The organism is Lysobacter sp. BMK333-48F3, from assembly GCF_019733395.1.
GTDB lineage: Bacteria > Pseudomonadota > Gammaproteobacteria > Xanthomonadales > Xanthomonadaceae > Lysobacter.
The window spans coordinates 2,151,251-2,177,983 of the sequence record NZ_JAIHOO010000001.1 but is presented as its reverse complement, the minus strand read 5'-3'; the positions used below and the strand labels follow the sequence as shown (position 1 = coordinate 2,177,983).

At 70.4% G+C, this 26,733-nt stretch carries 23 protein-coding genes; 14 read left to right on the top strand and 9 right to left on the bottom strand.

Annotated features, from left to right (window positions below; translation table 11 throughout):
* Positions 1-26: 26 nt before the first annotated feature.
* Positions 27-1,457, bottom strand: coding sequence for a sensor histidine kinase (locus K4L06_RS09175; protein WP_221671100.1), 1,431 nt, complete (start codon positions 1,455-1,457; stop codon positions 27-29).
* The gene (locus K4L06_RS09170) at positions 1,432-2,139 is read right to left on the bottom strand and encodes a response regulator transcription factor (protein ID WP_221671099.1); all 708 of its coding nucleotides are present in this window, start codon (positions 2,137-2,139) and stop codon (positions 1,432-1,434) included. The genes K4L06_RS09175 and K4L06_RS09170 overlap by 26 nt, the downstream gene beginning before the upstream one ends.
* A gap of 224 nt (positions 2,140-2,363) precedes the next feature.
* Between K4L06_RS09170 and K4L06_RS09165 the strand changes: the two genes are divergently transcribed.
* The 3 genes from K4L06_RS09165 to phbB all read left to right on the top strand — a co-directional run bounded on the left by K4L06_RS09165 (position 2,364) and on the right by phbB (position 5,939).
* Positions 2,364-3,548 (top strand): porin, encoded by a 1,185-nt coding sequence (locus K4L06_RS09165; RefSeq protein ID WP_221671098.1) that lies wholly within the window; start codon positions 2,364-2,366, stop codon positions 3,546-3,548.
* Positions 3,549-3,658: 110 nt separating this feature from the next.
* Positions 3,659-4,987, top strand: coding sequence for a CitMHS family transporter (locus tag K4L06_RS09160; protein WP_221671097.1), 1,329 nt, complete (start codon positions 3,659-3,661; stop codon positions 4,985-4,987).
* A 211-nt stretch (positions 4,988-5,198) separates the two neighbouring features.
* The gene (phbB, locus tag K4L06_RS09155) at positions 5,199-5,939 is read left to right on the top strand and encodes an acetoacetyl-CoA reductase (RefSeq protein ID WP_221671096.1); all 741 of its coding nucleotides are present in this window, start codon (positions 5,199-5,201) and stop codon (positions 5,937-5,939) included.
* Positions 5,940-6,113: 174 nt separating this feature from the next.
* On the opposite strand, the gene K4L06_RS09150 is transcribed toward phbB, so the two are convergent.
* Entirely contained in the window at positions 6,114-7,388 is a 1,275-nt protein-coding gene (locus K4L06_RS09150; RefSeq protein ID WP_221671095.1) for a flavohemoglobin expression-modulating QEGLA motif protein, read from the bottom strand.
* A 378-nt stretch (positions 7,389-7,766) separates the two neighbouring features.
* Positions 7,767-8,882 carry a ribosome small subunit-dependent GTPase A gene (gene rsgA, locus K4L06_RS09145; protein ID WP_255595032.1) on the bottom strand — a complete coding sequence of 372 codons (1,116 nt, stop codon included), beginning with the start codon at positions 8,880-8,882 and terminating at the stop codon, positions 7,767-7,769.
* Between the two features lie 226 nt (positions 8,883-9,108).
* Here rsgA and K4L06_RS09140 point away from each other — a divergent pair, with 226 nt between their 5' ends.
* The 3 genes from K4L06_RS09140 (at position 9,109) to K4L06_RS09130 (ending at position 11,778) form a co-directional block, all read left to right on the top strand.
* Complete coding sequence (locus tag K4L06_RS09140) at positions 9,109-10,362, top strand: aminotransferase class I/II-fold pyridoxal phosphate-dependent enzyme (RefSeq protein WP_221671093.1); 1,254 nt, start codon at positions 9,109-9,111, stop codon at positions 10,360-10,362.
* 21 nt (positions 10,363-10,383) lie between these two features.
* Positions 10,384-11,001: an SGNH/GDSL hydrolase family protein gene (locus tag K4L06_RS09135; protein WP_221673580.1), complete on the top strand. Its 618-nt coding sequence runs from the start codon at positions 10,384-10,386 to the stop codon at positions 10,999-11,001.
* 102 nt (positions 11,002-11,103) lie between these two features.
* Positions 11,104-11,778, top strand: a complete 675-nt coding sequence (locus K4L06_RS09130) for a methyltransferase domain-containing protein (RefSeq protein ID WP_221673579.1) — start codon at positions 11,104-11,106, stop codon at positions 11,776-11,778.
* A gap of 12 nt (positions 11,779-11,790) precedes the next feature.
* Here K4L06_RS09130 and K4L06_RS09125 read toward each other — a convergent pair whose 3' ends face one another.
* On the bottom strand, positions 11,791-12,585 hold the full coding sequence (locus tag K4L06_RS09125) for a polysaccharide deacetylase family protein (protein WP_221671092.1): 795 nt from the start codon (positions 12,583-12,585) through the stop codon (positions 11,791-11,793).
* 143 nt (positions 12,586-12,728) lie between these two features.
* Between K4L06_RS09125 and grxD the strand changes: the two genes are divergently transcribed.
* Together grxD and K4L06_RS09115 are read left to right on the top strand one after the other, a co-directional pair.
* Positions 12,729-13,655, top strand: coding sequence for a Grx4 family monothiol glutaredoxin (gene grxD, locus K4L06_RS09120; RefSeq protein WP_221671091.1), 927 nt, complete (start codon positions 12,729-12,731; stop codon positions 13,653-13,655).
* A 272-nt stretch (positions 13,656-13,927) separates the two neighbouring features.
* Entirely contained in the window at positions 13,928-14,365 is a 438-nt protein-coding gene (locus K4L06_RS09115) for an NIPSNAP family protein (RefSeq protein ID WP_343225745.1), read from the top strand.
* Positions 14,366-14,581: 216 nt separating this feature from the next.
* On the opposite strand, the gene K4L06_RS09110 is transcribed toward K4L06_RS09115, so the two are convergent.
* The 3 genes from K4L06_RS09110 to K4L06_RS09100 all read right to left on the bottom strand — a co-directional run bounded on the left by K4L06_RS09110 (position 14,582) and on the right by K4L06_RS09100 (position 16,988).
* The gene (locus K4L06_RS09110) at positions 14,582-15,139 is read right to left on the bottom strand and encodes a DUF924 family protein (protein ID WP_221671090.1); all 558 of its coding nucleotides are present in this window, start codon (positions 15,137-15,139) and stop codon (positions 14,582-14,584) included.
* 278 nt (positions 15,140-15,417) lie between these two features.
* Complete coding sequence (locus tag K4L06_RS09105; protein WP_221671089.1) at positions 15,418-16,005, bottom strand: lysozyme inhibitor LprI family protein; 588 nt, start codon at positions 16,003-16,005, stop codon at positions 15,418-15,420.
* Positions 16,006-16,211: 206 nt separating this feature from the next.
* The gene (locus K4L06_RS09100) at positions 16,212-16,988 is read right to left on the bottom strand and encodes an AMP nucleosidase (protein WP_206412281.1); all 777 of its coding nucleotides are present in this window, start codon (positions 16,986-16,988) and stop codon (positions 16,212-16,214) included.
* Between the two features lie 138 nt (positions 16,989-17,126).
* Here K4L06_RS09100 and K4L06_RS09095 point away from each other — a divergent pair, with 138 nt between their 5' ends.
* The 6 genes from K4L06_RS09095 to K4L06_RS09070 all read left to right on the top strand — a co-directional run bounded on the left by K4L06_RS09095 (position 17,127) and on the right by K4L06_RS09070 (position 25,859).
* Complete coding sequence (locus K4L06_RS09095) at positions 17,127-18,590, top strand: amidohydrolase (RefSeq protein ID WP_221671088.1); 1,464 nt, start codon at positions 17,127-17,129, stop codon at positions 18,588-18,590.
* Positions 18,587-19,879, top strand: coding sequence for an amidohydrolase family protein (locus tag K4L06_RS09090; RefSeq protein ID WP_221671087.1), 1,293 nt, complete (start codon positions 18,587-18,589; stop codon positions 19,877-19,879). The genes K4L06_RS09095 and K4L06_RS09090 overlap by 4 nt, the downstream gene beginning before the upstream one ends.
* Before the next feature lie 118 nt (positions 19,880-19,997).
* On the top strand, positions 19,998-20,402 hold the full coding sequence (locus tag K4L06_RS09085; RefSeq protein WP_221671086.1) for a DUF1761 domain-containing protein: 405 nt from the start codon (positions 19,998-20,000) through the stop codon (positions 20,400-20,402).
* Entirely contained in the window at positions 20,399-21,037 is a 639-nt protein-coding gene (locus K4L06_RS09080) for a DsbA family protein (protein WP_221671085.1), read from the top strand. The genes K4L06_RS09085 and K4L06_RS09080 overlap by 4 nt, the downstream gene beginning before the upstream one ends.
* Positions 21,038-21,137: 100 nt before the next feature.
* The gene (locus K4L06_RS09075) at positions 21,138-22,082 is read left to right on the top strand and encodes a DegV family protein (protein WP_221671084.1); all 945 of its coding nucleotides are present in this window, start codon (positions 21,138-21,140) and stop codon (positions 22,080-22,082) included.
* Between the two features lie 297 nt (positions 22,083-22,379).
* The gene (locus K4L06_RS09070) at positions 22,380-25,859 is read left to right on the top strand and encodes an amidohydrolase family protein (RefSeq protein WP_221671083.1); all 3,480 of its coding nucleotides are present in this window, start codon (positions 22,380-22,382) and stop codon (positions 25,857-25,859) included.
* Positions 25,860-25,865: 6 nt separating this feature from the next.
* On the opposite strand, the gene K4L06_RS09065 is transcribed toward K4L06_RS09070, so the two are convergent.
* The gene (locus K4L06_RS09065; RefSeq protein WP_221671082.1) at positions 25,866-26,732 is read right to left on the bottom strand and encodes an SAM-dependent methyltransferase; all 867 of its coding nucleotides are present in this window, start codon (positions 26,730-26,732) and stop codon (positions 25,866-25,868) included.
* Position 26,733 lies beyond the last annotated feature (1 nt).

The window sequence follows — 26,733 nt, the reverse complement described above, 5'->3', positions numbered from 1 at the left end:
TCCGCTCGCTCCTCACTTCTCTACCCTCACTTCTCGCTCCTCGGCAGCCGCAAGGTCACCACCAGCCCGCCGCCGACCCGGTTGCTCAGATCGATCCGGCCGCCATGGCTGTCGACGATGCGCTTGACGATCGCCAGGCCCAGGCCGGCGCCGCCGGCGGCGGCGTCGCGGCCGCGGGCGAAGCGTTCGAACACGCTGCCAGCGTCGGCCGGGGCGATGCCGGGGCCGTGGTCGGCGACGGTCAGCACCGCCCAGGCCGGGTCTTCGGCCGCGGTCAGGGCGATCTGCAAGGGCCCGCCGTCGCGGCCCGGCGGCGGACGGCCGTGCTTGAGCGCGTTGTCGATCAGGTTCTTCAGCGCTTCGCGCAGCAGCAAGGCGTCGCCGTGCACGCGCATCGGTTCGCCGGTCGCGGCCAGCCGCACTTCGGGCCGCGGCCCGGCCTGCGGGATCGATTCGTACACGGCCTGGTGCAACACCTCGGCCAGATCGACGGTTTCGAACTGCTGCAGGTGGCTGCGATGGATCGCGCTGGCGTCGCTGAGCAACTGGTTCAGCAGCCGGCTCATGTGGCTGGCGTTGCGCTCGATGGTGACCAGGCTGCGGCGCTGTTCGGCCGGGTCGTCCTCGTCCAGCGCCAGCTGCGCCTGCGCGCGCAGCGCCGCCAGCGGGGTGCGCATCTGGTGCGCGGCATCGCCCATGAAGGCGCGCAGGGTTTCGTTGCTGGCCGCCAGCCGGGCCATGAAGCGATTCAACGCACCGACCAGTTGGTCGAGCTCCAGCGGCACTTCGCCGGCGACCGGCTTGAGGTCGGACGGCTCGCGCAGCGACAGGTCGCGTTCGAGCTTCTGCAACGGCCGCAGCGCGCGGTGCACGCCGATCCAGACCAGGGCCAGCGCCGCCAGCGACAAGGCCACGATCGCGACCAGCGCGCGCAGCACCACGTCGTCGGCCAGGGCCTCGCGGGCGAGCCGGGTCTGGCCGACCTGGACGATGGCGCGGCCCTGGGTCGCCGGCCCGGCGACCGAGCGCGAGACCGCGACGAAGCGGGTCGGCTCGCCGCGATAGACCGCGTCGAACAGCCGCGGCCGGCCGTCGCGCGGCGGCGGCGAAGGCGGCGACGGCAGGTCGGCATAACCGGTGATGGTCGCGCCCTCGGCGCTGGCGACGCGGTAGAACACCCGGTCCTCCGGCGCCATCGCCAGCAGGTCGAGCGCGGCATAGGGCAGATCGACCTGCCACTGGCCGTCGACCAAGGCCACGCTGTCGGCGATCGACAAAGCCGAGGCGACCAGCAGGTGATCGTAGGAACGGTCGGCGGCGCTGCGGCCGTAGCTGCGCGCGGCCAGGAACAGCAGCGCCGCGCCGATCAGCGACAAAGTGCCCAGGTACAGCAGCAGGGTGCGGCGGATAGAATCGCGGCGCGCGGCGGGCTCAGTCATCGCCCGCTCCACCGCCATCGGTGGCGCCGCGGCCGTCGCTGGGTTCGAGCAGATAGCCGACGCCGCGCACGGTGACGATGCGCAACGGCGCCGCCGCCAGGCGCTTGCGCAAGCGGCCGACGTAGAGCTCGATCGCGTTCGGCCCGGCCTCGTCGTCGAAGCCGAACAGGCCGTTGCCGATCTCGTCCTTGCCGACCGCCTGGCCGAGCCGGCCGATCAGGATCTCGAGCAGGCGGAACTCGCGGTTCGGCAGTTCGATCGCTTCGCCGTCCAGGGTCACCCGGTGCGCGCCGGCGTCGAACACCAGGCCGCCGATCTGCACCGCGTCGGCGGCGCGGCCCTGATGGCGGCGCAGCAGCGCGCGGCAGCGCGCTTCGAACTCGCGGAAATCGAACGGCTTGCTGAGGTAGTCGTCGGCGCCGGCATCGAGCGCCTTGACCCGGTCCTCGATGCCGTCGCGCGCGGTCAGCATCAGCACCGGCGTGGCGTCGCCGCGTTCGCGCAGGCCGGCCAGCAAGCCGAAGCCGCTGAGCCGCGGCAGGCCGATGTCGAGCACGATCAGGTCGAAGGCCTGGTAGCGCAGCACGCTGGCCGCGGCGACGCCGTCGGATTGCCAGTCCACCGCATGGCCGTCGCGGCGCATGCGCCTGACGATGGCGTCGGCCAGGTCCGCATTGTCCTCGACCAGCAGGATGCGCACGCAATGCTCTCGTCGCGGCGCGGCCGCGGTCAGGTGAAGCCGCCGATCGGATCGGACGGGCGGGGACGGCATGACAGGTCAATGACAGCTTCGCCCGCCTAGCCTGGGTTCGAGGGGTTGCGGCTGGCCGTCCCGGCTGAAGCAACTATAAGCGCAGACATGCGCGCCTGTCGCCGGAAATCCCATAAAAAACGGGTCGGCGACGGGGCAACGGGAGAACATCGATGTCGTGTATCCGCCACGCCGCCGCGTGCGTCGCACTGTGCCTGGCCGCCGCGCCCGCCTTCGCCGCCGACGAGGCCGAAGGCCCGGTCACCGCCGAATTCGGCGGCCGCATCCACTGGGACTTCGCCAGTTTCGACAACGACGCGCGCGGCCCGCGCAACCCCGACGACACCGAAGTGCGCCGGCTGTGGCTGGACCTGTCGGGCAAGTTCTACGGCTGGGGCTACAAGATCGAAGGCGACTTCGCCGGCCTGCAGGACGAGTTCTCCGGCGACAGCGTCGAGGCCAAGGACGTCTACCTCACCCGCGATTTCAAGGCCGGCAAGCTGACCGTCGGCCAGTTCAAGCAGTACTTCACCCTCGACGACCGGATCAGCTCGAACTACGGCGTGTTCATGGAGCGCTCGATGTTCGCCAGTTCGGTCGCGCCGCTGTACCGGCTCGGCGCGGCCTGGATCACCGCGCGCCCGGACTATACCGTCGGCGGCAGCGTCTACAGCCTGGAAAGCATCGACGCCTGGAAGGTCAAGGGCCATGCGGTCGGCGCGCGCGGCACCTGGACGCCGCTGCGCGACGAAGACCGCACCCTGCATCTGGGCCTGTCGCTGGCGCGCGAGTACTACGATCATCCGGGCCGCGACGGCGCCAATGGGCTGCGCATCGCACCGCGCCCGGCCGGCCACCTGTCCGACAACAGCCGCGCGACCCTGGTCAACTTCAACCGCGGCCTGGACACCGACGTCGACAAGTACTCGCTGGAGTTCGGCCTGTCGCAGGGGCCGCTGTATGTGCAGTCGGAATTGGGCGGAGCGAACTTCGACGACGGTTCGCAGCGCGGCCAGGTGCGTTCCGCCTACGGCCTGGTCGGCTGGTTCCTGACTGGCGAATCGATGCCTTACGACAGCAAGACCGGCCGCTTCGCCCGGGTCAAGCCCTTGCGCGAGAGCGGCGCCTGGCAGGTGGCGCTGCGCTACGACACGATCCGCGGCAAGCAGCACCTCGACGGCAGCGCGAACTTCAGCGACGTGTCGATGGAACAGGCCAGCCTCGGCGTCAACTGGCACCTGCGTTCGAACCTGCGCTTCATGCTCGACTGGATCGAGAGCCGCAATCGCGACCGGCTGGCGGGCGTCACGCTCGACCGGACCCGGGCGTTGACCGGGCGGTTTCAGTACGACTTTTGAAGCAGGAGCGAGCGCAGGGGAGCGAGGAGTGAGAAATCGCTCTCTGCGCCCCGCCTTCCGCTCGCTCCTCACTCCTCTCCGCTCACTTCTAGCCTTCCCGGGAGTCCCTCATGTTGACCGCGCTCGGCTTCGGCATGGTCCTGACCTTCATGTACCTGATCATGAGCAAGCGGCTGTCGCCGCTGGTCGCGCTGATCGTGATCCCGATCGCCTTCGCCCTGCTCGGCGGCTACGGCGCGGGCATCGGCGAGATGATGATCGAGGGCATCAAGAAGATCGCCCCGACCGGGGTGATGCTGATGTTCGCGATCCTGTACTTCGGGGTCATGATCGACGCCGGCCTGTTCGATCCGATCGTCAAGCGCATCCTCAAGCTGGTCAAGGGCGACCCGCTCAAGATCGTGGTCGGCACCGCGGTGCTGGCGATGCTGATCTCGCTCGACGGCGACGGCTCGACCACCTACATGATCACCGTCTCGGCGATGCTGCCGCTGTTCCAGCGCCTGCGCATGAACGCGCTCAACCTGACCTGCGTGACCATCCTCGCCGGCGGGGTGATGAACCTGACCCCGTGGGGCGGACCGACCGCGCGCGCGGCGACCGCGCTGCACGTCGACCCCAGCGATGTGTTCGTGCCACTGGTGCCGGCGATGGCGGTGGCGCTGCTGTCGGTGCTCGCGCTGTCCTGGTATCTGGGCCTGCGCGAACGCAAGCGCCTGGGCATCGTCACCCTGCACGGCCATGCCGCGGACTGGAATCCGGAGCTGGACACCGCCAGCGACAACCTGCCGACCCTGGCCGACAGCGAGGACACCAAGCGGCCCAAGCTGCTGTGGGTCAACGCCGGCCTGACCGTGGCGCTGATGACCGCGCTGGTGCTGGGCGTGCTGCCGTTGCCGGTGTTGTTCATGATCGGCTTCGCGATCGCGCTGGTGATCAACTACCCGGACCTGGCCGAGCAGCGCCGGCGCATCGGCAACCACGCCGGCAACGTGCTGGCGGTGGTGTCGCTGATCTTCGCCGCCGGCATCTTCACCGGCATCCTGTCCAACACCGGCATGGTCGAGGCGATGTCGCGCAGCTTCCTGGCGGTGATCCCGGACGCCTGGGGCCCTTACCTGGCGGTGATCACGGCGATCGCGAGCATGCCGTTCACCTTCTTCATGTCCAACGACGCGTTCTATTTCGGCGTGCTGCCGATCCTGTCGGAAGCCGCCGGCCACTACGGCATTACCCCGGTGGAGATGGCGCGCGCTTCGCTGGCCGGGCAGCCGGTGCACCTGTTGAGCCCGCTGGTGCCTTCGACCTATCTGCTGGTCGGCATGGCCAACGTCGACTTCGGCGACCACCAGCGCTTCACCTTGAAGTGGGCGGTGCTGGTGTCGCTGGTGCTGATGTTCGCATCGCTGGCCCTGGCGCTGTACCCGCTCGCCACCTGAGCTTTTGTAGGAGCGGCGTGAGCCGCGACAACCGGAGCGGCGATCGAAAGCGTCTCTCCCCCGAAACCGCTGATCGTCAAGGCCGATTGCAACTGCACTGCTTTCGCTCTCGGCCATAACGCTCGCGTACACCGCTTCGGTTGTCGCGGCTCACGCCGCTCCTACAGAAGTCCGATCCGTCGTCGTTCGTCCAACACAGGAACCGTTCGCCATGACACTCCGCATCGCCTACGTCACCAGCGGCATGGGCAGCCTCGGCACCGCGATCTGCCAGAGGCTGGCCGACAGTGGCCACACCGTGGTCGCCGGCTGCGGGCCGAATTCGCCGCGCAAGGCGGCCTGGTTGCGCGAGCAGCGCGAGCTGGGCTACGACTTCATCGCCTCGGAGGGCAACGCCGCCGACTGGAACTCCAGCGTGGAGGCCTTCGCCCAGGTCAAGGCCGAGGTCGGCGAGATCGACGTGCTGGTCAACAACGCCGGCGGCACCCGCGACGTGCTGTTCCGGCAAATGACCCGCGACGACTGGAACGCGGTCATGGCCAGCAACCTGCACAGCCTGTTCAACATCACCAAGCAGGTCATCGACGGCATGTCGGCGCGCGGCTGGGGCCGGATCATCAACATCGCCTCGGTCAGCGCGCAGAAGGGCCAGATCGGCCAGGTCAACTACGCCACCGCCAAATCGGCGATGCACGGCTTCACCCGCGCCCTGGCGCAGGAGTTCGCCGCGCGCGGGGTCACGGTCAACACGGTCTCGCCGGGTTACGTCGCCAGCGCCGCGATCAGCGCGTTTCCGCCCGACGTGCTCGACCGCCTGGCCGCCTCGGTGCCGGTGCGCCGGCTGGGCAAGCCGGAGGAAGTCGCCAGCCTGTGCGCCTGGCTGGCCTCGGACGATGCGGCGTTCGTGACCGGTGCGGATTATGCGGTCAACGGCGGCTTGCATATGGCTTGAGGGGTCAACCCTGTAGGAGCGGCGTCAGCCGCGACAACCGCAGCGGTGACCGACAGCGGATTGTCCGAAGACCGGTCGTCCGGGAATAACAGAGCATGCGGCGTGCTGGCTTCGGCCGCAGCGCTCGCGTACATCGCTGCGGTTGTCGCGGCTGACGCCGCTCCTACAGAGGCGTCAACCGATTTCGCTGAAGTCGCCTTCGGCCATCTGGTCCAGGCGAATGCGGTTGGCGAACAGCGAGAACGCGAGCATGCCGGCCAGGCCGTTGGCGCGGGTGATCCACGGCGGCATCCAGCGCGGCGGGGCCAGCACGCCGTCCTGGAACAGCGGCTCGAAACGCTGCACGTCGCCGAGGGTCATCTTGCCGGCGAACAGCCAGCGGCACAGGTGCAGCTTCTGCTGGCGCAGGGCCCAGCGGAAGAAGGTGTGCACGCCGACCAGGCCGCGCAGGTAGACGGTGTCCTTGGTGAAGGCCGAGCCGCCCGAGGTCGGCACGCCGCGGTAGACGCGCTGGGCCGAGGCGAAGCTGTCTTCCGGCGATTGGCCGGCGTCGATGAAGTAGCGGAACACTTCGATGAAGTCGGCGCCGTCTAGCGCCATCGCCACCGCGTCGATGCGCAGGCTCAGGCGCTTCATCCGGCCGATGTCGATGCTGCCGGTGATCTGTTCGGCGAAGGTGGCCAGGCCTTCCTGAGTCGCGGTGCTGCGCGGCGAGGACAGGGCCAGGCTCGGCAGCACCGGCTGTTCGCGGCCGTTGAGCGCGGTCAGCGAGTGCACGAAGGCCTCGTGCTGCAGCAGCTGGTGGCGGTCGTAGTCGCTGAACGCCGCGCCGCTGCGCAGGCGGATCCGGGTCGCGCCGGCGGCGGCCTTGGCGATCAGCTCGGGGTCGAGCACCACGTCGATCACCCGGCTGTCGAAGTAGTCGTCGAGGTCGCGCTGCAACTGCAGGCTCAGCGCGGTGGCGGAGATCTGCACCGTCTCGGCCGGCGACATCAGCTCGCGATCGAGTTCGTCGGCGATCGAGATGAAGTGGTTGGCGGCCTCGCGCGTGCTCGGGCCCTGCCCGGGCAGGGCGACGTCGGGCTGGCCGAACAACTGGATCGAGTAGTCGGTTACCGCCGGCGAACCCAGCGATTCGACCAGTTGCGCGGCGACGCCCCAACTGCGCGAGGAGTCGATCAGGTACTCGCCGAGCGGATGGTCGGGGTCGGCCTCGGCGGCGATCGCGTCCAGTTCGGCGCGGACCTCGGTGAAGTCGTACTTGGGATAGATGATCGCCGGCGGCCGCGCGGTGCCGCGGGCGTAGTCGGCGAGGAACTGCACTTCCATCCCGGCCGGCCAACTGGCCATGGTCAGCAGCTTGATCCCGCGCGCGGCGCGGACCATGCGCGCGTCGAGCGCGGCGTGGTGCTGGATCTCGGCGTGCAGGCTGGGCGAGAGCAGGCTCATGCGGCGGCTCGGAGGGCGGGGTGCGGTGTGGTTTGGGTTTGCAGCAAAGGCAGAGGCAGAGGCAACGGCAAATCCCCCCTGCCCCCCTTTTTCAAAGGGGGGAACAGCAAAGCGTCGTTCGGAGGGGGAAGCAGCGAAGGCCGAACAGGTTGGCGGCGCGCGACGAGCTGCCGTTGAAAGCCGCGCACGCCGCTGACGGTTGCCGCCTCACCAACCGCCCCGATCGCCTCCCCCCTTTGAAACCCGATCGCCTCCCCCCTTTGAAAAAGGGGGGCAGGGGGGATTTGCTGTTGCTGTTGCTGTTGCTGTTGCTCTCGCTCTCGCAGTCGCCGCAGCACCCTTCGGCCGCAGGCCAGCACGCACATCCCCGGGCCGGCCTCAGCGCCGCCCATACTTGTCTTCCAGGCGCTTGTTCAGCGCCTTGCCCAGCACCTTCTCATCGGCCTTCTGCGCGCGCCGGTTGGCGAGCTTGTTGGCGGCTCCGGCGACTTCGTCGCGCAGCTTGAGGTAGTTGGCGAAGCGCTGCGGGTCCAGGCGCCCGCCTTCGATCGCCTCGCGCACCGCGCAGCCGGGTTCGCGGTTGTGCGAGCAGTCGCGAAACTTGCACTGCTCGGCCAGGGCCTCGACGTCGGCGAAGTTCTCGGCGACGTCTTCCTCGCCGGTCGGCTTGAGCTCGCGCATGCCCGGGGTGTCGATCAGGCAGGCGCCAGTGGGCAGCGGGATCAGCGCGCGGTGGGTGGTGGTGTGGCGGCCGCGGGCGTCGCTCTCGCGCACCGCGCCGGTCTTCATCCGTTCGATGCCGAGCAGGCTGTTGGTCAGGGTCGACTTGCCGGCGCCGGAGGAACCGACCAGCACCGCGGTGCGGCCCGGACCCAGCCAGTCGGCCAGGGCCTCGCGCACGCCGTCGCGGTCGCGGGCATTGACCGCGCGCACCGCCACGCCCTGGGCCAGCTCGATCAACGCCCCGGTCGCGGCGACGATCGCGTTCTCGTCGGCGGCCAGGGCCTCGTCGGCCTTGGTCAGCACGATCACCGGCTCGGCGCCGCCGCGCACCAGCAGCAGGTAGCGCTCGATCCGGCGCGGGTTGAAGTCGGCGTCCAGGCCGCAGACCACGAATACGGTGTCGACGTTGGCGGCGATCAGCTGCTGCTTGTAGTGCTCGCCGGCGGCGCCGCGCTTGATCGCGGTATGCCGCGGCAGCAGCGCGACCACCCGGCGCCGGCCCTCGCCCTCGATCAGCAGCCAGTCGCCGACCCCGGGCCGCTGCTCGGGCGGGAAGCGCGGGCGCTGCCATTCGGGCAGGGAATCGACCGGGAAATTGCTGTCGGGACCGTCGGCGACCACGTAGCCGCTGCGGTGCTGCTCGACCACCCGGGCCGGGCGGGCGTGCGGGTGCTCGGCCAGGGCCGCCTGCCAGACCGGGTCGGCCGGCAGCGGGTCCGTGGCCGTGATCGGCCAGCCGATCGCCTGCAGGGCGGACAGTTCAGGGGTCAAAGGCGCGTACAACCGGGGACATGGCGCGATTCTACATAGCCGGCCGAGCGGTTTTGCCGTCCGCGCCCGTCGCGGCGGGCCGCGCGACGGGACCGGCCGGCATGCGGGCGGCCGAACCGTGCGCCCCGCCGCAAGCCGCCGGCCCCGCCGGGCCGGGCGATCAGCTGATTAGTGGCAGCGATTCAGCTAGTCTGGACGGCACCTTTCCCATTCCGATCCTGCCGCGATGTCCCTTCCGCCCCTGAAAACCCGCGAACGCCTGTCCGAAGTCCGCTACGAAATCCGCGGTGAACTGGCCCGGCGAGCTCGCGAGCTGGAGGCCCAGGGACGCAAGCAGATCAAGCTCAACATCGGCAACCCGGGCGCGTTCGGTTTCCGCGCGCCGGAGCACCTGCAGCGCGCCATCGCCGAGCGCATCGCCGACACCGATCCCTACACCCATCAGCAGGGCCTGCCGATGGCGCGCGAGGCGATCGCCGCGTTCCACAAGCAGCGCGGCACGCCCAACGCCTCGCCGGAGCGGGTGTTCGTCGGCAACGGCGTCAGCGAGCTGATCGACCTGTCGCTGCGCGCCCTGCTCAACCCGGGCGACGAAGTGCTGCTGCCCTCGCCCGACTACCCGCTGTGGTCGGCGGCGACCATCCTCAACGACGGCCGTCCGGTGTACTACCGCTGCCAGCCGGAGAACGGCTTCCTGCCCGACCCGGACGAGATCGAGCAACTGGTCTCCAGCCGCACCCGCGCGATCGTCCTGATCAACCCCAACAACCCGACCGGCGCGGCCTACCCGCGCGAGCTGATCGAGCGCATCGTCGCCATCGCCGCGCGCCACAAGCTGCTGCTGATGTGCGACGAGATCTACGACTCGATCCTCTACGACGGCGCCCAGTTCACCCCGGTCGCGCCGATCGCCGGCGACCTGCCCTGCCTGAGCTTCGGCGGCCTGTCCAAGGTGCACCGCGCCTGCGGCTGGCGCGTGGGCTGGGCGGTGCTGTCGGGCGATCCGGTCGCCAGCGGCGATTTCCATCACGCCATGGACCTGCTCGGCGCGCTGCGCCTGTGCGCCAACGTGCCGGGCCAGTTCGCGATCGAGGCCGCGCTGCACGGCGAGGACACCATCGCCCCGCTGTGCGCGCCGGGCGGCCGCCTGTACGAAGCGCGCCGCGCGGTGATCGAGTCGGTGCAGGCCAGCAGGCACCTGGAGCTGGTCGCCCCGGCCGGCGCGCTGTACGCCTTCCCGGCGGTGACCGGGGCCGCGGCGCAGGGCTTCGACGACCACCGGTTCGCCCTGGAACTGCTCGAGACCGAAGACGTGCTGGTGGTGCCGGGTTCGAGCTTCAACGTGCCCTACCGCAATCATTTCCGGGTCACCCTGCTGCCGCTGCCGGAGCAGGTGCGCGAGGTGTTCCAGCGCATCGAGCGGGTGCTCGACCGCTACGCCGAGCGCGCCGAAGGCAAGGCCCAGGCCGCGGTGGCCTGAGCGGCGATGGCGCTGCCTGAGATGGGCCTGTCCTACCTCGCCCTGGGCGACAGCTACACCATCGGCGAAGCGGTGGCCGAGAACGGCCGCTGGCCGGTGCAGCTGGCCGCGGGCTTGCGCGCGCAAGGGGTCGGCCTGGCCGACCCGCGCATCATCGCCACCACCGGCTGGACCACCGACGAGCTGGCCACCGCGCTGGACCTGTCCGAGCCGCTGGGCGAGTGGGATTTCGTCAGTCTGCTGATCGGGGTCAACAACCAGTACCGCGGCCGCAGCGCGCCGCAGTACGCCGGCGAGTTCCGCCAGTTGCTGCAGCGCGCGCTGGGCTATGCGCGCGGCCGCCGCGCCCGGGTGCTGGTACTGTCGATTCCGGACTGGGGCGCGACTCCGTTCGGGGCCAAGGACGCGCGCGGCGCGGCCGTCATCGGCGCCGAGCTCGACGCCTTCAACGCGGCCGCCCAGCGCCTGTGCGCGGAATACGGCGTGGCCTACGTCGACATCGCGCCGGTCTCGCGCCGGCTCGGCAGCGACGCGGCGATGCTGGCCGACGACGGCCTGCACCCCTCGGCGGCGATGTACGCGGAGTGGACCGCGCTGGCCCTGCCGGTGGCCCGCGGCCTGCTGACCGACGCGGCCTGAGCGCGTCGCCCGGCCGCGGTTCCCGCGCGCGCCGGCGGATGCGACACTGAACGCTGCCCGCGCCCCACGCCCGACCAGACGATGAACGAAGCGGTACAGGCCATGGCCCACGGACAGGCGGACCGCATCGCGCGCGCCTATCTGCCCGAGCACCCGCTCGGCAACCGCTGGGACTACTACTACAGCCGCGCCAAGCTCGGCAGCGATCCCTTGTACCCGGGAGTCAGCGCGGCCCTGCGCGGCAGCCGCGCGCCGCTGCTCGACCTGGGCTGCGGCCTGGGGCTGCTGGCCCATACCCTGCACGCCGACGGCATCCGCCTGCCCTATCGCGGGGTCGACAGCGACGCGGCCAAGATCCGCCGCGCGCGTCGTGCGGTGGAGCGGGTCGGCCTGGATCAGGCCCGCTTCGAGGTGGTCGACCTGGCGCGCGAAGTGCCCGAGCACCGCGGCAGCGTGGTGATCCTCGACGTGCTGCAGTTCATTCCCTACCCGGCGCAGGAGCGGGCGCTGGACGCGATGATCGCGATGCTGACGCCCGGCGCGCGGCTGGTGATCCGCACCGGCCTGGACGACGGCACCGGCCGGGCCCGCATCACCCGTGCGGTGGATCGGTTCTCGCGCGTGCTGGGCTGGATGAACGCGAACCCGCGCTACTACCCCGACGGCGACGCCTTGCGCGCGCGCCTGGCCGCGGCCGGACTGCAGGTGGAGTTCACGCCGCTGTTCGGGCGCACCCCGTTCAACAACTGGCGCATCGTCGCCGCGCGCCCGGACTGAGCCGCGCCGCGCTCAGGCGTCGGCGCGCGCCTCGGGCAGGACGCAGCGGTAGCCGAGCTCGTCCAGCCGCGCCAGCAGGCGCTTCATCGCCTCGAGATTGCGGCCATGGCCGGAACCCTCGTGCATCAGCACGATCGCGCCCGGCGCCAGGTCGCGCTCGATCCGCGCCACCACCTTGTCCGGGTCGGCCTCGACCGCATCGAAGCCGCGCGCGCTCCAGGCCACCCGGCTCAGGCCGTGGCGGCGCAGCGGCGCGGCGGTGAACGGGTTGGCCATGCCGACCACGGCGCGGAACCAGCGCGGCGGCTGCGGCAGCAACGCGGCCAGGCGTTGCTGGGCCTCGCCGATCTCGCGCGCCATCGCCCGCGGCCCCAGCGCCCAGAACCACGCCGAAGGGTGGCTGTGGCTGTGGTTGCCGACCTCGTGGCCGCGGCGGACGATTTCGCGCAGCAGGCCGGCGTGGCGCTCGGCGCGTTCGGCGACGACGAAGAAGGTGGCCTTGGCGCGGTGCGCGTCGAGCAGGTCGAGCATCGCCTCGGTATCGGCCGAGGGCCCGTCGTCGATGGTCAGCCAGACCGCGCGCTCGGCGGTCGGCAGCCGCGACAGCACCGGCCCGAACAGGCGCGAGCGCGGCCACAGCGTGCCCCAGAACATCGCCGCATGGCTGGCCATCAGGCTGGCCAGGCCGGCCGCCCAGCCGTAGCGCCACCACAGCGCCGCCACCAGCGCCTGCGAGGCGGCGAACCAGACCGCCCAGGCCCAGGGCCGGCGCGGCGGACGGTGAGCGGCGGCGAAGGGTCGGTCCATGCGGCGGGCGCGGTCTCGGGCGGGGCCTGATCAAGGGGACTGATCAAGTCGGCGGGTCAAGCGGGCAGATCCGGGCATCCTACCTTGCGCCGCCGGCGTCCCGCCCCCATCTCGCCCTCAATCTCCGTCCGCCAGCCCCTCTCATGTCCCTCGATCCCGCCCTGCGTTCGCGCATCGAAACCCTGCTCCAGTCCAACCGCGTCGTGCTGTTCATGAAGGGTGCGCCGAACGCCCCGCAGTGCGGCTTTTCGGCCAAGGCCTCCGGCGCGCTGAACGCGCTGCTGCCGCAGGGCTACGCCCACGTCGACGTGCTGGCCGATGCGGACATCCGCGAAGGCATCAAGGTCTACGGCGAGTGGCCGACCATTCCGCAGCTGTACGTCGACGGCCAGTTGGTCGGCGGCAGCGACATCGTCGAGCAGATGGCCGCCAGCGGCGAACTGCACGGCCTGCTCGGCCTGCCGGCGCCGGACCGCAGCCCGCCCAAGCTCAGCATCACCCCGGCCGCGGCGCAGATGCTGCGCGACGCCGTCGCCAACGCCGGCGAAGGCTATGCGGTGCAGTTGGAAGTCGACCCGCGCTACAACGTGCGCCTGCAGCTGGCGCCGGTGGACGCGGCGGCGGTCGCGGTCGAAATCGAGGGCGTGCGGGTCCAGACCGACTGGATGCACGCGCGCCGCGCCGACGGCGTGTCGATCGACTGGGCCGACGACGAACGCGGCCGCGGCCTGGTGATCGTCAACCCGAACGCGCCGCCGGCGGTGCAGCCGCTGACCCCGGCGCAGGCGCGCGAGCGCGTCGTCGCCGGCGGCCTGCGCCTGGTCGACGTGCGCCCGGCCGACGAGCGCGCCCTGGCCCAGGCCGGCGTCGCCTTCGATACCTTCGACGCCGGCACCGCCGCGCTCGAAGCCCTGCCCAAGGACACCGCGCTGGCCTTCCTGTGCCATCACGGCGGCCGCAGCGCCCAGGCCGCCGAGCACTTCCGCCAACTCGGGTTCGCCGAGGTCTACAACGTGGTCGGCGGCATCGACGCCTGGGCCGACATCGAGCCGGGCATCGCCAAGTACTGAGCCCGCTGCCGCAGCCCGCCGCAGCGACGGCCGCGACGCCCTGCGTCGCGGCCGTCGTCGTTTTTGCATGGGACGATCCGGCAGGCCGGCGCGAGCGGCGGACGAGGATGGGGGCCGCTTCGTGCGGGCGCCGTCTCCGGCCCAAGCTGACTCGCGAACAACGCGAACCCGGCCTCCGCCTTGTGGCCGATGCCGGCCGCGCGCCGCGCGCCCTAACCTCGCGCCTCGTTGCCCACCCACGCCACGGAACGGCGCCTGCCACGGAGTAACCCGTGACCTTCGCTTCCCCGATCCGCGCCCTGGGCGCGCTCGCCGCGCTGTGCCTGCTCGCCACCCTGGCCCGCGCCGCCGATCCGCCCAAGCCGGCGGCCGCGCCGATCCAGCAGCTGCGGATCTACGAAATCTTCGAAGACACCAAGCCGCAATTCCACGCCCGCTTCCGCGATCACGCGACGCGGATCATGCAGCGCTACGATTTCCGCATCGTCGCGATGTGGGAAACCCGGCAGGAACAGCGCACCGAGTTCGCCTACCTGCTGGAATGGCCGGACGAGGCGACGATGCAGGACCGCTGGGCCCAGTTCATGGCCGACGAGGAATGGACGCGGATCAAGCGCGAGACCCGCGGCCAGGGCCGCATGGTCGGGCAGATCCAGGACCGCACCCTGCGCGTGGTCGAGTATTCGCCGCAGCAGCATTTGCTCGATTAAGCGGCGCGACGGCTCTTGTAGGAGCGGCGTGAGCCGCGACCACCGCAGCGGTGGACGCGAGCGAACGCCTCCGAAGCCGGGCCTTCGGTGCGGGAAGCCGCTCGTGCCCGTATCGCCGGGCTTCGGCCGGTACGCGTTTTTTTCGTCGCTTCGGTGGTCGCGGCTTACGCCGCTCCTACAAACAGCGTTTGCCGCGACAGGGCGCGCCGGCGCGGCTCAACCCTTGAAGCCGCCGCCGTCGAGGTAGGCCTGTTCTTCGGCGGTGGATTCGCGGCCCAGGGCGGCGTTGCGGTGCGGAAAGCGACCGAAGCGTTCGATCAGGTCCAGGTGCTGCTGCGCCCACTGCGCCGGGTCGCTGCCGTCGGCGTTGGCCGGCAGGGCCCGGTGCAGCTGCAGCGACAGGCGCTGGTCGCCGATGTCTTCGGAATGTTCGAACGGCAGGTAGAAGAACGCACGCAGCGCCGGCTCGATGGCCTGGTCGTGGCCCAGCGCCAGCGCGCGCCGGGCATAGTGCCGGGCGAGCGGATCGGTGGCATAGGAATGCGCGCTGCCGCGGAATACGTTGCGCGGAATCTGGTCGAGCAGGATCAGCAAGGCCAGCGCCGACTCGGCGTCGCGTTCGACCCAGTCGTCGTGCGCGCGGCAGGCGGCGGCGAAGTGGGCTTCGAGAAAACCGCTGCGGCATTGGCGGTCGAACTGCTCGTTGCGGTCGAACCAGCGGCTCGGTCCGGCGTTGCGCCAGAAGGCGACGACGTCTTGGGCGGTGACGGACATGGCTAACCTGAGGTCGCAAAGACAGGCCGCACCCTAGCACCGCCGCAACACCGTGTCGAAGCCAGCACTCTTGTAGGAGCGGCGTGAGCCGCATTGCTCTTGTAGGAGCGGCGTGAGCCGCGACCACCGCAGCGGTGTACGCGAGCGTCGCATCCGAAGACCGTGCGCCGACACGACGATCGGCGGCTGATGGCCGCAGGGCCGGGCTTCGGGTACAGCGCTTTCGATCACCGCTGCGGTTGGTCGCGGCTCACGCCGCTCCTACAGACAACCAGGGTTTACGCCGCCGCAGGCGGGCCCGCGTCGGGCGCTTCGCCGAGCTGGGTCTCCAGTTCGTTGATCCAGGCCGCGGTCAGGCTTTCCATGGTGACCGCGTGGATCAGCGGCCGCACCGCGCGCGAGGAATACGACTGCGCGACGAAGCGCGCATGGCGTTCGCGGAACGCCAGCCAGGCCTGATGGGTCTGTTCGAACGCCTCCCGGCTCTTGCCGTCGAGCTGGCTGCGCAGGCGCTCGACCACGCGTTCCAGCCGCGCCTGTTCGCGCTCGAGCTCGACCAGCGCATGCCGGCTCATGTCGGCCTGGCTGACGTTGGCGTCGTCGCTGTCGCGCGCCAGCGCCTCGGCCTTGCCGACGTAGCGGTCGGCGATGCGCGCGGTGGTCTCGGCCTTGCCGATCAGGCGGCTTTCGAAGCGGCGCAGTTCCTCGACGCTGGTGTGGGCGCCGTCGAGTTCCTGCTTGAGCGCCAGCAACTGCTTGCCGCGCTCGATCGCGTCGACCGTGCCGCGACGTTCGGCGATGCGCTGGATGAAGTAGAACGCCCAGGTCAGCAGGGCGCCGATGACGGTGAAGATGAGCTGTTCCATGACCTGTCCTCCGGTCGTGGAGCACAGTGTCGTCCGGGCAGGTCTCAGGCCGTGCGAGGCGGCGTGCGGGGCGTCTCAGAACCCTTAAAAACAAGGGATTTGAGCTTGGCGGCATGGGTGAACTGTTCAGCCGCGCCAGAACCGTGGAGCCCTCGCCCCAACCCCTCTCCCGCACGCGGGAGAGGGGCCCGATGCGCGGCGGCGGCTTACTCGTCGAAGCGCAGATGCCGCACCGACTTGCCGTGGCGGCGGATCAGCTTCAGCGCTTCGATGCCGACGCTGATGTGGGTGTCGACGTAGCTGGCGCTGACCTTGGCGTCGGAGGCTTCGGTCTTGACCCCTTCCGGGATCATCGGCTGGTCGGAGACCAGCAGCAGCGCGCCGCAGGGGATGCGGTTGGCGAAACCGGCGGCGAACACGGTCGCGGTCTCCATGTCGATGGCCATGCAGCGCATCGCCCGCAGCCGTTCCTTGAAGGCCTCGTCGTGCTCCCAGACCCGGCGGTTGGTGGTGTAGACCGTGCCCGTCCAGTAGTCGTGGCCGAGGTCGCGGATCGTGGTCGACACCGCGCGCTGCAGGGCGAATGCCGGCAGCGCCGGCACTTCCGGCAGCAGGTAGTCATTGGAGGTGCCCTCGCCGCGGATCGCGGCGATCGGCAGCACCAGGTCGCCGAGCTGGTTCTTGCGCTTGAGGCCGCCGCACTTGCCCAGGAACAGCACCGCCTTGGGCATGATCGCCGACAGCAGGTCCATCATGGTCGCCGCGTTGGGGCTGCCCATGCCGAAATTGATCATGGTGATGCCGTCGGCGGTCGCGCTCGGCATCGGCCGGTCCAGGCCGACCACTTCGGCGCCGGTCAGGCGGGCGAAGGTGTGCAGGTAGCCGCCGAAGTTGGTCAGCAGGACATGCTCGCCGAACTGGTCCAGGGGCACGCCGGTGTAGCGCGGCAGCCAGTTTTCGACGATCTGTTCTTTGTCTTTCACGTTTTGGCCTTTTCTAGTTGTTGTCCGGCCATTGTGGCACGCCTATGACCTTCGTCAGGGTTGGCAGCGCCGGCGCCCCCCGCTACGGTTCGAAGTCGCCCGCAATCCATTGAATTGCTCGCTTTTTCGGGGAAATCCATGCTTCGACCGCTCTTCGCCGGCTGCGCCCTGGCGCTGCTGGGCAGCGCCGCGCAGGCCGCGACGCCCACGCCGGCCGCCTCGCGCTACACCCAGGACCCCTACCCCAGCACCTACCGGCCGCTGGCCTCGGGCCCGGTGCTGCTGCAGGGCGCGACCGTGCTGACCGGCACCGGCCAGCGCCTGGACCGCGCCGACGTGCTGCTGCGGGACGGCAAGATCGTCGCCGTCGGCAGCGGCCTGGAGGCTCCGGCCGATGCGACCCGGATCGCGGCCGAGGGCAAGTGGATCACCCCCGGCATCATCGACGTGCACTCGCACCTGGGCGTCTACCCCAGCCCCGGCGTCGGCGCCCATTCCGACGGCAACGAGATGACCGGCCCGGTGACCCCGAACGTGTGGGCCGAGCATTCGATCTGGCCGCAGGACCCCGGCTTCGCCACCGCCCTGGCCGGCGGCATCACTTCGCTGCAGATCCTGCCCGGCTCGGCCAACCTGATCGGCGGCCGCGGCGTGACCCTGAAGAACGTGCCGGCGGTGAGCTACCAGGCGATGAAGTTCCCGGGCGCGCCCTGGGGCCTGAAGATGGCCTGCGGCGAGAACCCCAAGCGCGTCTACGGCGGCCGCAACACCTCGCCGGGCACGCGCATGGGCAACGTCGCCGGCTACCGCGCCGCCTTCATCGACGCCAGCGAGTACCTGCGCAAGACCACGCCGAAGAACGCCGCGCCGCAGAAGAAGCGCTGGTGGCAAAGCAGCGCTAAGCCCAACGGCAACGGCGCCGACAGCGAGAAGGACACCGGCGGCAAGCGCGACCTCAAGCTCGACACCCTGGCCGGGGCGATCAAGGGCGACATCCTGGTCCACATCCACTGCTACCGCGCCGACGAGATGACCACCATGCTCGACCTGGCCAAGGAATTCGGCTTCAAGGTCAGCGCCTTCCACCACGGCGTGGAGGCCTACAAGATCGCCGACCGGCTCGCCGCCGAAGGCGTGTGCGGCGCGCTGTGGGCCGACTGGTGGGGCTTCAAGATGGAGGCCTTCGACGGCATCCAGGAGAACATCGCCATCGTCGACCGTCCGGCCAACAGCTGCGCGATCGTGCATTCGGATTCCGAGGAAGGGATCCAGCGGCTCAACCAGGAGGCGGCCAAGGTGATCGCGCATGCGCGCCTGGCCGGGATCGAGATCGCGCCCGAACGGGCGATCCGCTGGCTGACCCAGAACCCGGCCAAGGCGCTGGGCATCGGCGAGCGCACCGGCACCCTGGAGCCGGGCAAGATGGCCGACGTGGTGGTCTGGAACGGGAATCCTTTCAGCGTCTACGCCAAGGCCGAACAGGTCTACGTCGACGGCGCGCGGATCTACGACCGCGCCGACCCGGCGCGCCAGCCCAAGTCCGACTTCCTGCTCGGCCAGCCGGCCACCCAGGGCGCCGCCGCGAGCGGAGGTGTGCGATGAGCCGCGCCGTCCGCCGCAGCGTCCTCGCCGCCGCCTTGCTGGCCGCCGCCAGCTTCGCCGCGCCGGCGCAGAACCTGCTGATCCGCAACGCCACCGTGCATACCGCCACCGCCCAGGGCTCGATCGAGCACGCCGACGTGCTGGTCTCGGGCGGGGTGGTGCGGGCGATCGGCAAGGGCCTGAGCGCGCCGGCCGGCGCGCAGGTGTTCGAGGCCGAAGGCCGGCCGCTGACCCCGACCCTGTTCGGCGGCATCACCGAGCTCGGCCTGGAAGAGGTGTCCGGCGAGAAGTCGACCGTCGACCAGACCGTCGCGCTCGGCGCCGACACCAAGGAAATGACGGTGCGGCCGGAGTTCGACGTGACCCTGGCCTACAACCCCGATTCGGTGCTGATCCCGGTCGCGCGCATCGAAGGCATCGGCTGGACCCTGCTCGGCGCCGGCACCGCCACCGGCGGCTCGATCGTCGCCGGCCAGGGCGGGGTCGAACGCCTCGACGGCGGCCCAGACCCGATCGGCCCGCGCGCGCTGTTCGTGCGCCTGGGCAAGGACAGCCTCGGCCTCAGCGGCAGCTCGCGCGCGGCGCAGTGGATGATCCTCGACCAGCTGCTCGACGAGGCGCGCGGGCGCCTGCCGGCCGGCCACCACGCCGCCCTGCTGACCCCGGCCGGGCGCCAGGCCTTGCTCAAGTACCTCGACGGCGGCGGCCGGATCGTGTTCGGCGTCGACCGCGCCGCCGACATCCGCCAACTGCTGCGCTGGTCGTCGCGGCACAAGCTGCGCATCGCCATCGCCGGCGGCGCCGAGGCCTGGCGCCTGGCGCCGCAGCTGGCCGCGGCCCAGGTGCCGGTGTTCGTCAATCCGCTGTCCAACCTGCCCAGCGACTTCGACCAGGTCGGCGCCAGCATGGACAACGCCGCGCGGCTGCGCGCCGCCGGGGTCGCGGTCGGCTTCAGCGAAAGCGGCGCCGCGCACAACGCGCGCAAGGTCCGCCAGCTGGCCGGCAACGCGGTCGCCGCCGGCCTGCCCTGGGCCGACGGCCTGGCCGGGCTGACCCGGGTGCCGGCGGACGCCTTCGGCGTGGCCGGCGAAGTCGGCAGCATCGCCCCGGGCAAGCGCGCCGACCTGGTGCTGTGGAGCGGCGACCCGCTCGACGTCGCCCATGTCGCCCTGCAGGTGTGGATGGACGGCCGCGCGATCCCGATGCGCAGCCGCCAGACCGAACTGCGCGACCGCTACCTGCGCGCCGACAACGGCCTGCCGCGCGCCTACCCGGCGCCGGCGCGCTGAGCCGGGGCACCGCGCGTCCGCCTGCGGCGGGCGTGCGGTGCGGCGTATGCTGTCGACGGCCACCGTCGTCGCCGAGCGCGGGGCCGTCGACTCGACCCGCAACCCCGGAGACGCCGCGATGACCCTGCCCACCCTGGAACTCAACTGGCTGGCGATCCTCGCCGCGACCGCGTCTTCGTTCCTGCTCGGCGGGTTGTGGTACGGGCCCTTGTTCAAGAAACAGTGGTGCCGCGCCGCCGGGATCGACCCGGACGCGCAGCCGCGCCACCCGGCGCTGATCTTCGCCACCGCGATCGCGTGCAGCTTCCTGGCCGCGCTGGTGTTCGCGGTGTTCCTGCCGCCGTCGGCCAACGCCGCCGACGGCTTCGGGGTCGGCTTCGTGGTCGGCCTGTTCTTCGTCTCGATGAGCTTCGGCATCAACTACGCCTTCGCCCAGCGCGGACTGATGCTGTGGATGATCGACAGCGGCTACCACATCCTTCAGTTCGCCCTGTACGGCCTGATCCTCGGGGCCTGGAAGTGAGCGCGGCGGCGGGCGAGCGGCGCTGGTTCTTCGATTTCATCTCGCCGTTCGCCTATCTGCACTGGCAGAAGCTGCGCCCGCGCCTGGCCGAACTGGCGGTGGAACCGGTGCCGATCGTGTTCGCCGCGGTGCTGCAGGCGCGCGGGCAGAAGGGGCCGGCGGAAATCCCCGGCAAGCGCGAGTTCACCTATCGCCACACCCTGTGGCAGGCGCGCCGCGACGGGGTCGAGCTGCGCTACCCGCCGGCGCATCCGTTCAACCCGATCGCGGCGTTGCGTTTGTGCATCGTCGCCGGCGGCACGCCCGAGGCGGTCGATGCGATCTTCGACTGGATCTGGCGCCGCGGCCAGGCCGGCGACGGCATCGAGGCGCTACAGCCGGTGATCGACGCGCTCGGCGTTGACCCGGCCGCGCTCGGCGCGGAGGCGACCAAGACCGCGCTGCGCGCCAATACCGACGCGGCGATCGCGGCCGGGGTCTACGGCGTTCCTACGTTGAAGTTCGGAAGCGAGCTGTTCTGGGGCTACGACGCCCACGAGTTCGCGCTTGCCGCGTTGCAGCATCCCGAGCTGCTTCACGATCCGGAGATGCAGCGTCTGACAAGGTTGCCCCTGGGCCAGCAACGGCGCACCTGAACCTGGCCCGCCAAGCGATGCAAAGCCGATGCGTGATCGTCGCCACAAAAAGGTATGCTCGTAACATTCGATTGATACCAGCCACGACCCGGGGGGGAACATGCGCATTGGAATCGTCGTCGACTCCGCTTGCGACCTGCCGCTGGAGTACCTGGAACGACACCATATCCACCTGTTGCCGATCACCGTACGCATCGGCCAGGCCGTGCTCGCGGACCATCGCAACGAGCAGGCGACCCTGCAGTTCCTGCACACCCATCTGGCCGAGCGCGGCTTCGAAGCCGAGACCACGCCGTACACCGTGCAGCAGGTGCGCGACCTGTTCGTCAGCCAGTTGGCGATCGACTACGACTACGTGTTCTGCCTGACCATCACCAAGACCCGCAGCCCGGTCTACGAGAACGCCAACCAGGCCAGTTTCGCGATCCTCAACGACTACAAGCCGGTGCGCAGCGCCGCCGGCATCCACACCCCGTTCGCTCTGCGCGTGATCGACACCTTGAACCTGTTCGCCGCCCAGGGCGTGACCGCGGTCGAGGCGGCGCGGCTGCGCGAAGCCGGCGAAGGCGCGCCGAAGATCCGCGCCCGGCTCGAGTACCTGGCCCTGCACACCCACGGCTATCTGATTCCGCGCGACCTCAACTACCTGCGCGCGCGCACCCGAGTGCGCGGCGACCGCAGCGTCAGTTTCCTCAGCGCCGCGCTCGGCAGCGCCCTGGACATCAAGCCGGTGCTGCATTGCAACCGCGGCGAAACCGGCCCGGTGGCCAAGATCAAGGGCTACGACCAGGCCGCGCAGAAGCTGTTCGAGTTCGCCGCGCGCAAGAGCGCCGGCGGCCTGGCCACGCCGACGATGTGCGTGAGCTACGGCGGCGAACTGGCCGAGCTGCGCGCCCTGCCCGGCTACGACCGCCTGCGCGCGGCCTGCGCCGAGAACAACGTCGAGTTGTTCGAAAGCGTGATGAGCCTGACCGGCATGGTCAACGTCGGCAAGGGCGCGCTGGCGCTGGGCTTCGCCGCGGAGCAGGCGCAGTTCGAGGGGTGAGGAGCTGGGAATGGGGAATCGGGAATCGGGAATCGGGAATCGGGAATCGATTAAAGCGGCCACCTCGCCTTCTTTTGCTCGTCATCCCCGCGTAGGCGGGGATCCAGGGCTTCAACGCGACATGGCTCTGAAGTCTCTGGATTGCCGCCTTCGCGGCAATGACGGGTGTAGAGCGCAGCGCGGATAGCGCCGCACCGGCGACGCCCCCTGTCCGACGGCACAGGACTTCCAGCCCAGGCCCCGGCACCGAGGCAGCGGTTAGGCTCGGAACCTTGCCCGTTCCCAGGTAGCCGCTCGATGCCCCGTCTTCATCTGCTCGCCCTCGCCCTGGCCAGCGCGTTCGCCGCGCCGGCGTTCGCCCAGAACCCGCCGCAGCCCGCACCGCAACCCGCGCCGCAACCCGCGCCGCAGGACAAGAAGCAAGGCGACAAACCCGCCGCCCAACTCGAGCAGGACGCGCTCAAGCCGGCCGGCACCGATCCGGCGCGCGCGCCGGCGCAGACCGCCAAGGGCGCGAGCAAGCCCGGCGCCGAGGCCGACGACAAGAAGTGGGACGTGACCGCCGCCCACGGCCCGACCAAGGCGGTGCGCTTCGACACCGATGAAGGCACCTGGATCGACCTGGACGTCTCGCCCGACGGCCGCCAGATCGCCTTCTCCCTGCTCGGCGACGTCTACCTGCTGCCGATCGGCGGCGGCCAGGCCCGGCGCATCAGCAGCGGCCCGGCCTGGGACGTGCAGCCGCGCTTCTCGCCCGACGGCCGCGAGATCGCTTTCACCTCCGACCGCGGCGGCGGCAACAACCTGTGGCGCATGCGCGCCGACGGCAGCCAGCCGACCCAGGTCACCAAGGAAGACTTCCGCCTGCTCAACAACCCGGCCTGGACGCCGGACGGCCAGTTCCTGATCGGCCGCAAGCACTTCACCGGCGAACGCTCGCTCGGCGCCGGCGAGTTGTGGATCTACCACGCCGCCGGCGGTGGCGGCGGCCTGCAGCTGACCAAGCAGAAGAACGACCAGCAGGACCTGGGCGAGCCGGCGGTGTCGCCGGACGGCCGCTACGTCTATTACTCCGAAGACGTCACCCCGGGCCCCAGCTTCCAGTACAACAAGAACCCGCACGACACCATCTACGCGATCAAGCGCCTGGACCGGCAGACCGGCAAGAGCGAGACCCTGATCGATACCGCCGGCGGCGCGGTGCGGCCGCAGCCCTCGCCGGACGGCAAGTCGCTGGCCTTCGTCAAGCGCGTGCGCGACAAGTCGGTGCTGCACGTGTTCGACCTGGCCAGCGGCGAAGCGCGCCCGGTCTGGGACGGGCTGTCGCACGACATGCAGGAGGCCTGGGCGATCTTCGGCCCCTACGCCAACTTCGACTGGACCCCGGATTCCAAAGCGGTGGTGATCTGGGCCCAGGGCAAGCTGTGGCGGGTCGCGATCGGCGACGGCAAGCCGCAGCCTATCCCGTTCGCCGCCGCGGTCGAGCAGACCGTGACCGCGCCGCTGCGCTTCGAGCAGACCCTCGACGAAGGCCGCTTCGCGCCGAAGATGATCCGCGACGTCGCCACCAGCGCCGACGGCAAGACCCTGGTCTTCCACGCGGTCGGCCAGCTGTGGCGCAAGCGCCTGCCCGACGGCAAGCCCGAACGCCTGACCGGCAACGACAATCTTTACGAATACCAGCCCAGCTTCAGCGCCGACGGCAGCAAGCTGCTGTACACCACCTGGTCGGACGAAGCCTTGGGCGCGATCTACGTCGCCTCGGCCGGCGGCGGCGGAGGCAAGCGCCTGACCCAGGAGAAGGGCTTCTACTACGGCCCGCGCTTCTCGCCCGACGGCAAGCGCATCGTCTACACCAAGAGCGGCGGCGGCGGTCTCACCGGCAGCCTGTGGTCGGTCGATCGCGGCATCTACGTGATGAGCGCCGACGGCGGCAAGCCGGTGCGGGTGGCCGACAGCGGCGAGACCCCGCAGTTCAGCGCCGACGGCACGCGCGTGTTCTACCTGACCGGCGGCGGGCTGAAGAAGAAGCTGATGTCGGTCGGCCTGCACGGCGAGGACCCGCGCGAGGTCTACAGCCTGAAGTACGTCGATTCGGTCAGCCTCAGCCCGGACGGCAAGTGGGTCGCCTTCACCGAGCTTTTCAACGCCTATGTCGCGCCGCTGATGACCGGCGGCACCGGCCCGGTCGAACTCAGCCGCGACAGCAAGGCGATGCCGGTGACCCAGGTCAGCGCCGACGTCGGCAGCTATCTGCATTGGGCCGCCGATTCCAGGTCGCTGCACTGGATGGTCGGCGACCGCTATCACTCGCGCCCGCTCAACCAGGCCTTCGCCTTCCTGCCCGGCGCGCCGGCGACCCTGCCCAAGCCGTCGGCCGACGAGGTCGGCGTGCGGGTCGGCCTGGAACTGCCGGTGTACGCGGCGCAGGACACGGTCGCCTTCACCCATGCGCGGGTGGTGACCATGCGCAATGCCGAGAGCGAGCAGGAAGTGATCGAGGACGGCACCGTGGTGGTGCGCGGCGACCGCATCGTCGCGGTCGGCCCCAGCGGCTCGGTCGCGGTGCCGGCCGGGGCGCGCAGCATCGACGCCAGCGGCAAGACCATCCTGCCGGGCTTTGTCGACGTGCACGCCCATGCCGCGCATTTCGGCCAGGGCGTGGTGCCGCAGCAGAACTGGGCCTATTACACCAACCTCGCGTTCGGCATCACCACCATGCACGATCCCTCGGCGACCACTGAGTTCGTGTTCTCCGAAGCCGAACTGCTGAAGGCCGGCAAGATGGTCGGCCCGCGCGTGTTCTCGACCGGCACGATCCTGTACGGCGCCGACGGCGACTTCAAGGCGGTGGTCAATTCGATCGACGACGCGCGCAGCCACCTGCGCCGGATGAAGGCCAACGGCGCGTTCTCGGTCAAGAGCTACAACCAGCCGCGCCGCGAGCAGCACCAGCAGATCAACCAGGCCGCGCGCGAGCTGGGCATGCTGGTGGTCGAGGAAGGCGGTTCGACCTTCAACCACAACCTGCCGATGATCCTCGACGGCGTCACCGGCATCGAGCACAACATCCCGGTCGCGCCGCTGTACAAGGACGTGCTGGAACTGTGGCGGCAGACCGACGTGCGCAATACCCCGACCCTGGTGGTCAGCTACGGCGGCCTGTCCGGCGAATACTGGTGGTACGCGCGCGACAACGTCTGGGAAGACAAGAAGCTCAACCGCTTCTTCCCGCGCGAGACCCTGGACGCGCGCTCGATCCGGCGCGAGACCGCGCCGGATTGGGACTACTGGCATGTCCAGGTCGCCAAGTCGGTGAAGAAGCTGCGCGACGCCGGGATCAAGATCCAGATCGGCGGCCACGGCCAGTTGCAGGGCCTGTCGGCGAACTGGGAGATCTGGATGCTGCCGCAGGGCGGTTTCAGCAACTTCGAAGCGCTGCGCGCGGCAACCATCGACGGCGCCGACTACCTCGGCCTGTCCAAGCAGCTGGGCTCCCTGGAAACCGGCAAGAAGGCCGACCTGGTGGTGCTCAACAGCAATCCGCTGGAGAACATCCGCTCGACCATCGACACCCGCTACGTGATGGTCGACGGCCGTTTGTTCGATGTCGACGCCGACATGGCCGAACTCGGCAACCGCGGCGAGAAGGCGCCCCACTTCTATTGGCAACGCCATCGCGACGGCCAGACCTTCGGCCTGGAGTACGGCCCGACGTCGGTCTGCCATTGCCCCAAGGGCCATGGCCCGCACCAGGCGCACAGCGACGAGGACTGAGCCGGACTAGCGCGGCGGCGACGTCGCGCGCTCGGCCATGAACAGCCATTCGCCGGGACTCGGATCGGGATCGTCCGAGTCTTCCGGCTCGGCCAGCGCGTGCAGCGTCCAGCCGCACGCGCCCAGCCAGGCGCCGATCGCGTCGCGCTCGCAGCCCCAGCGGAACGGTTCGCCGCGCCGCCGCAGCCAGGCGCGCACCCACGGCCGCTCGCGCCGGAAACGCGCCCGCCCGCGGCGCAGTTCCATCGCCGTGGCGAGCAAGACCGAACACGGCGGCAGGCGCCGGGCCAGTTCGCCCAGCAGGCGCTGCGCGCGCGCCGGCGGCAGGTACATCAACAGGCCTTCGGCCACGCACAGGGTCGGCCGGACCGGATCGAAGCCGGGATCGGCGAACAGCTCGCCCAGCGCCTCGTCGCGCTGCAGATCGGTCGCCAGCAGCCGCAGGCGCGGAGCGTGCGCGCGCACGCTCCGCAAGGCCTCGCGCTTGACCGCCACGGTATCGGCGCGGTCGAGCTCGAACACTCGCAGCCGCGGATGCCGCTGCGCCAAGCCGTAGCCCAGGCCGTCGTAACCGGCGCCGATCAGCACCGCCTGCGCCGCTGCGTCCGCACAGGCGCGATCGGCCCATTGCGCGATGCGCCGCTTGCGCCAGGCGTAGTGCCCACGCAGCCCCGGCAGGGCCAGCGCCTCGAGCGCGCTCAGGCAGGAGCGCCCCAGCGCATGATCGACCAGGCGCAACAGGCCGCGGCCACCGGCGCCGCAGCGTTCCAGGCAGGCACGGGCGAGCTGCGCCTGCGCCGACGGCTCGCCCCGCTCTCTGCCGTCGCGCACGCTCGCAGCGGCGACCAGCATCGCGGTGGACACGCCGTTCATG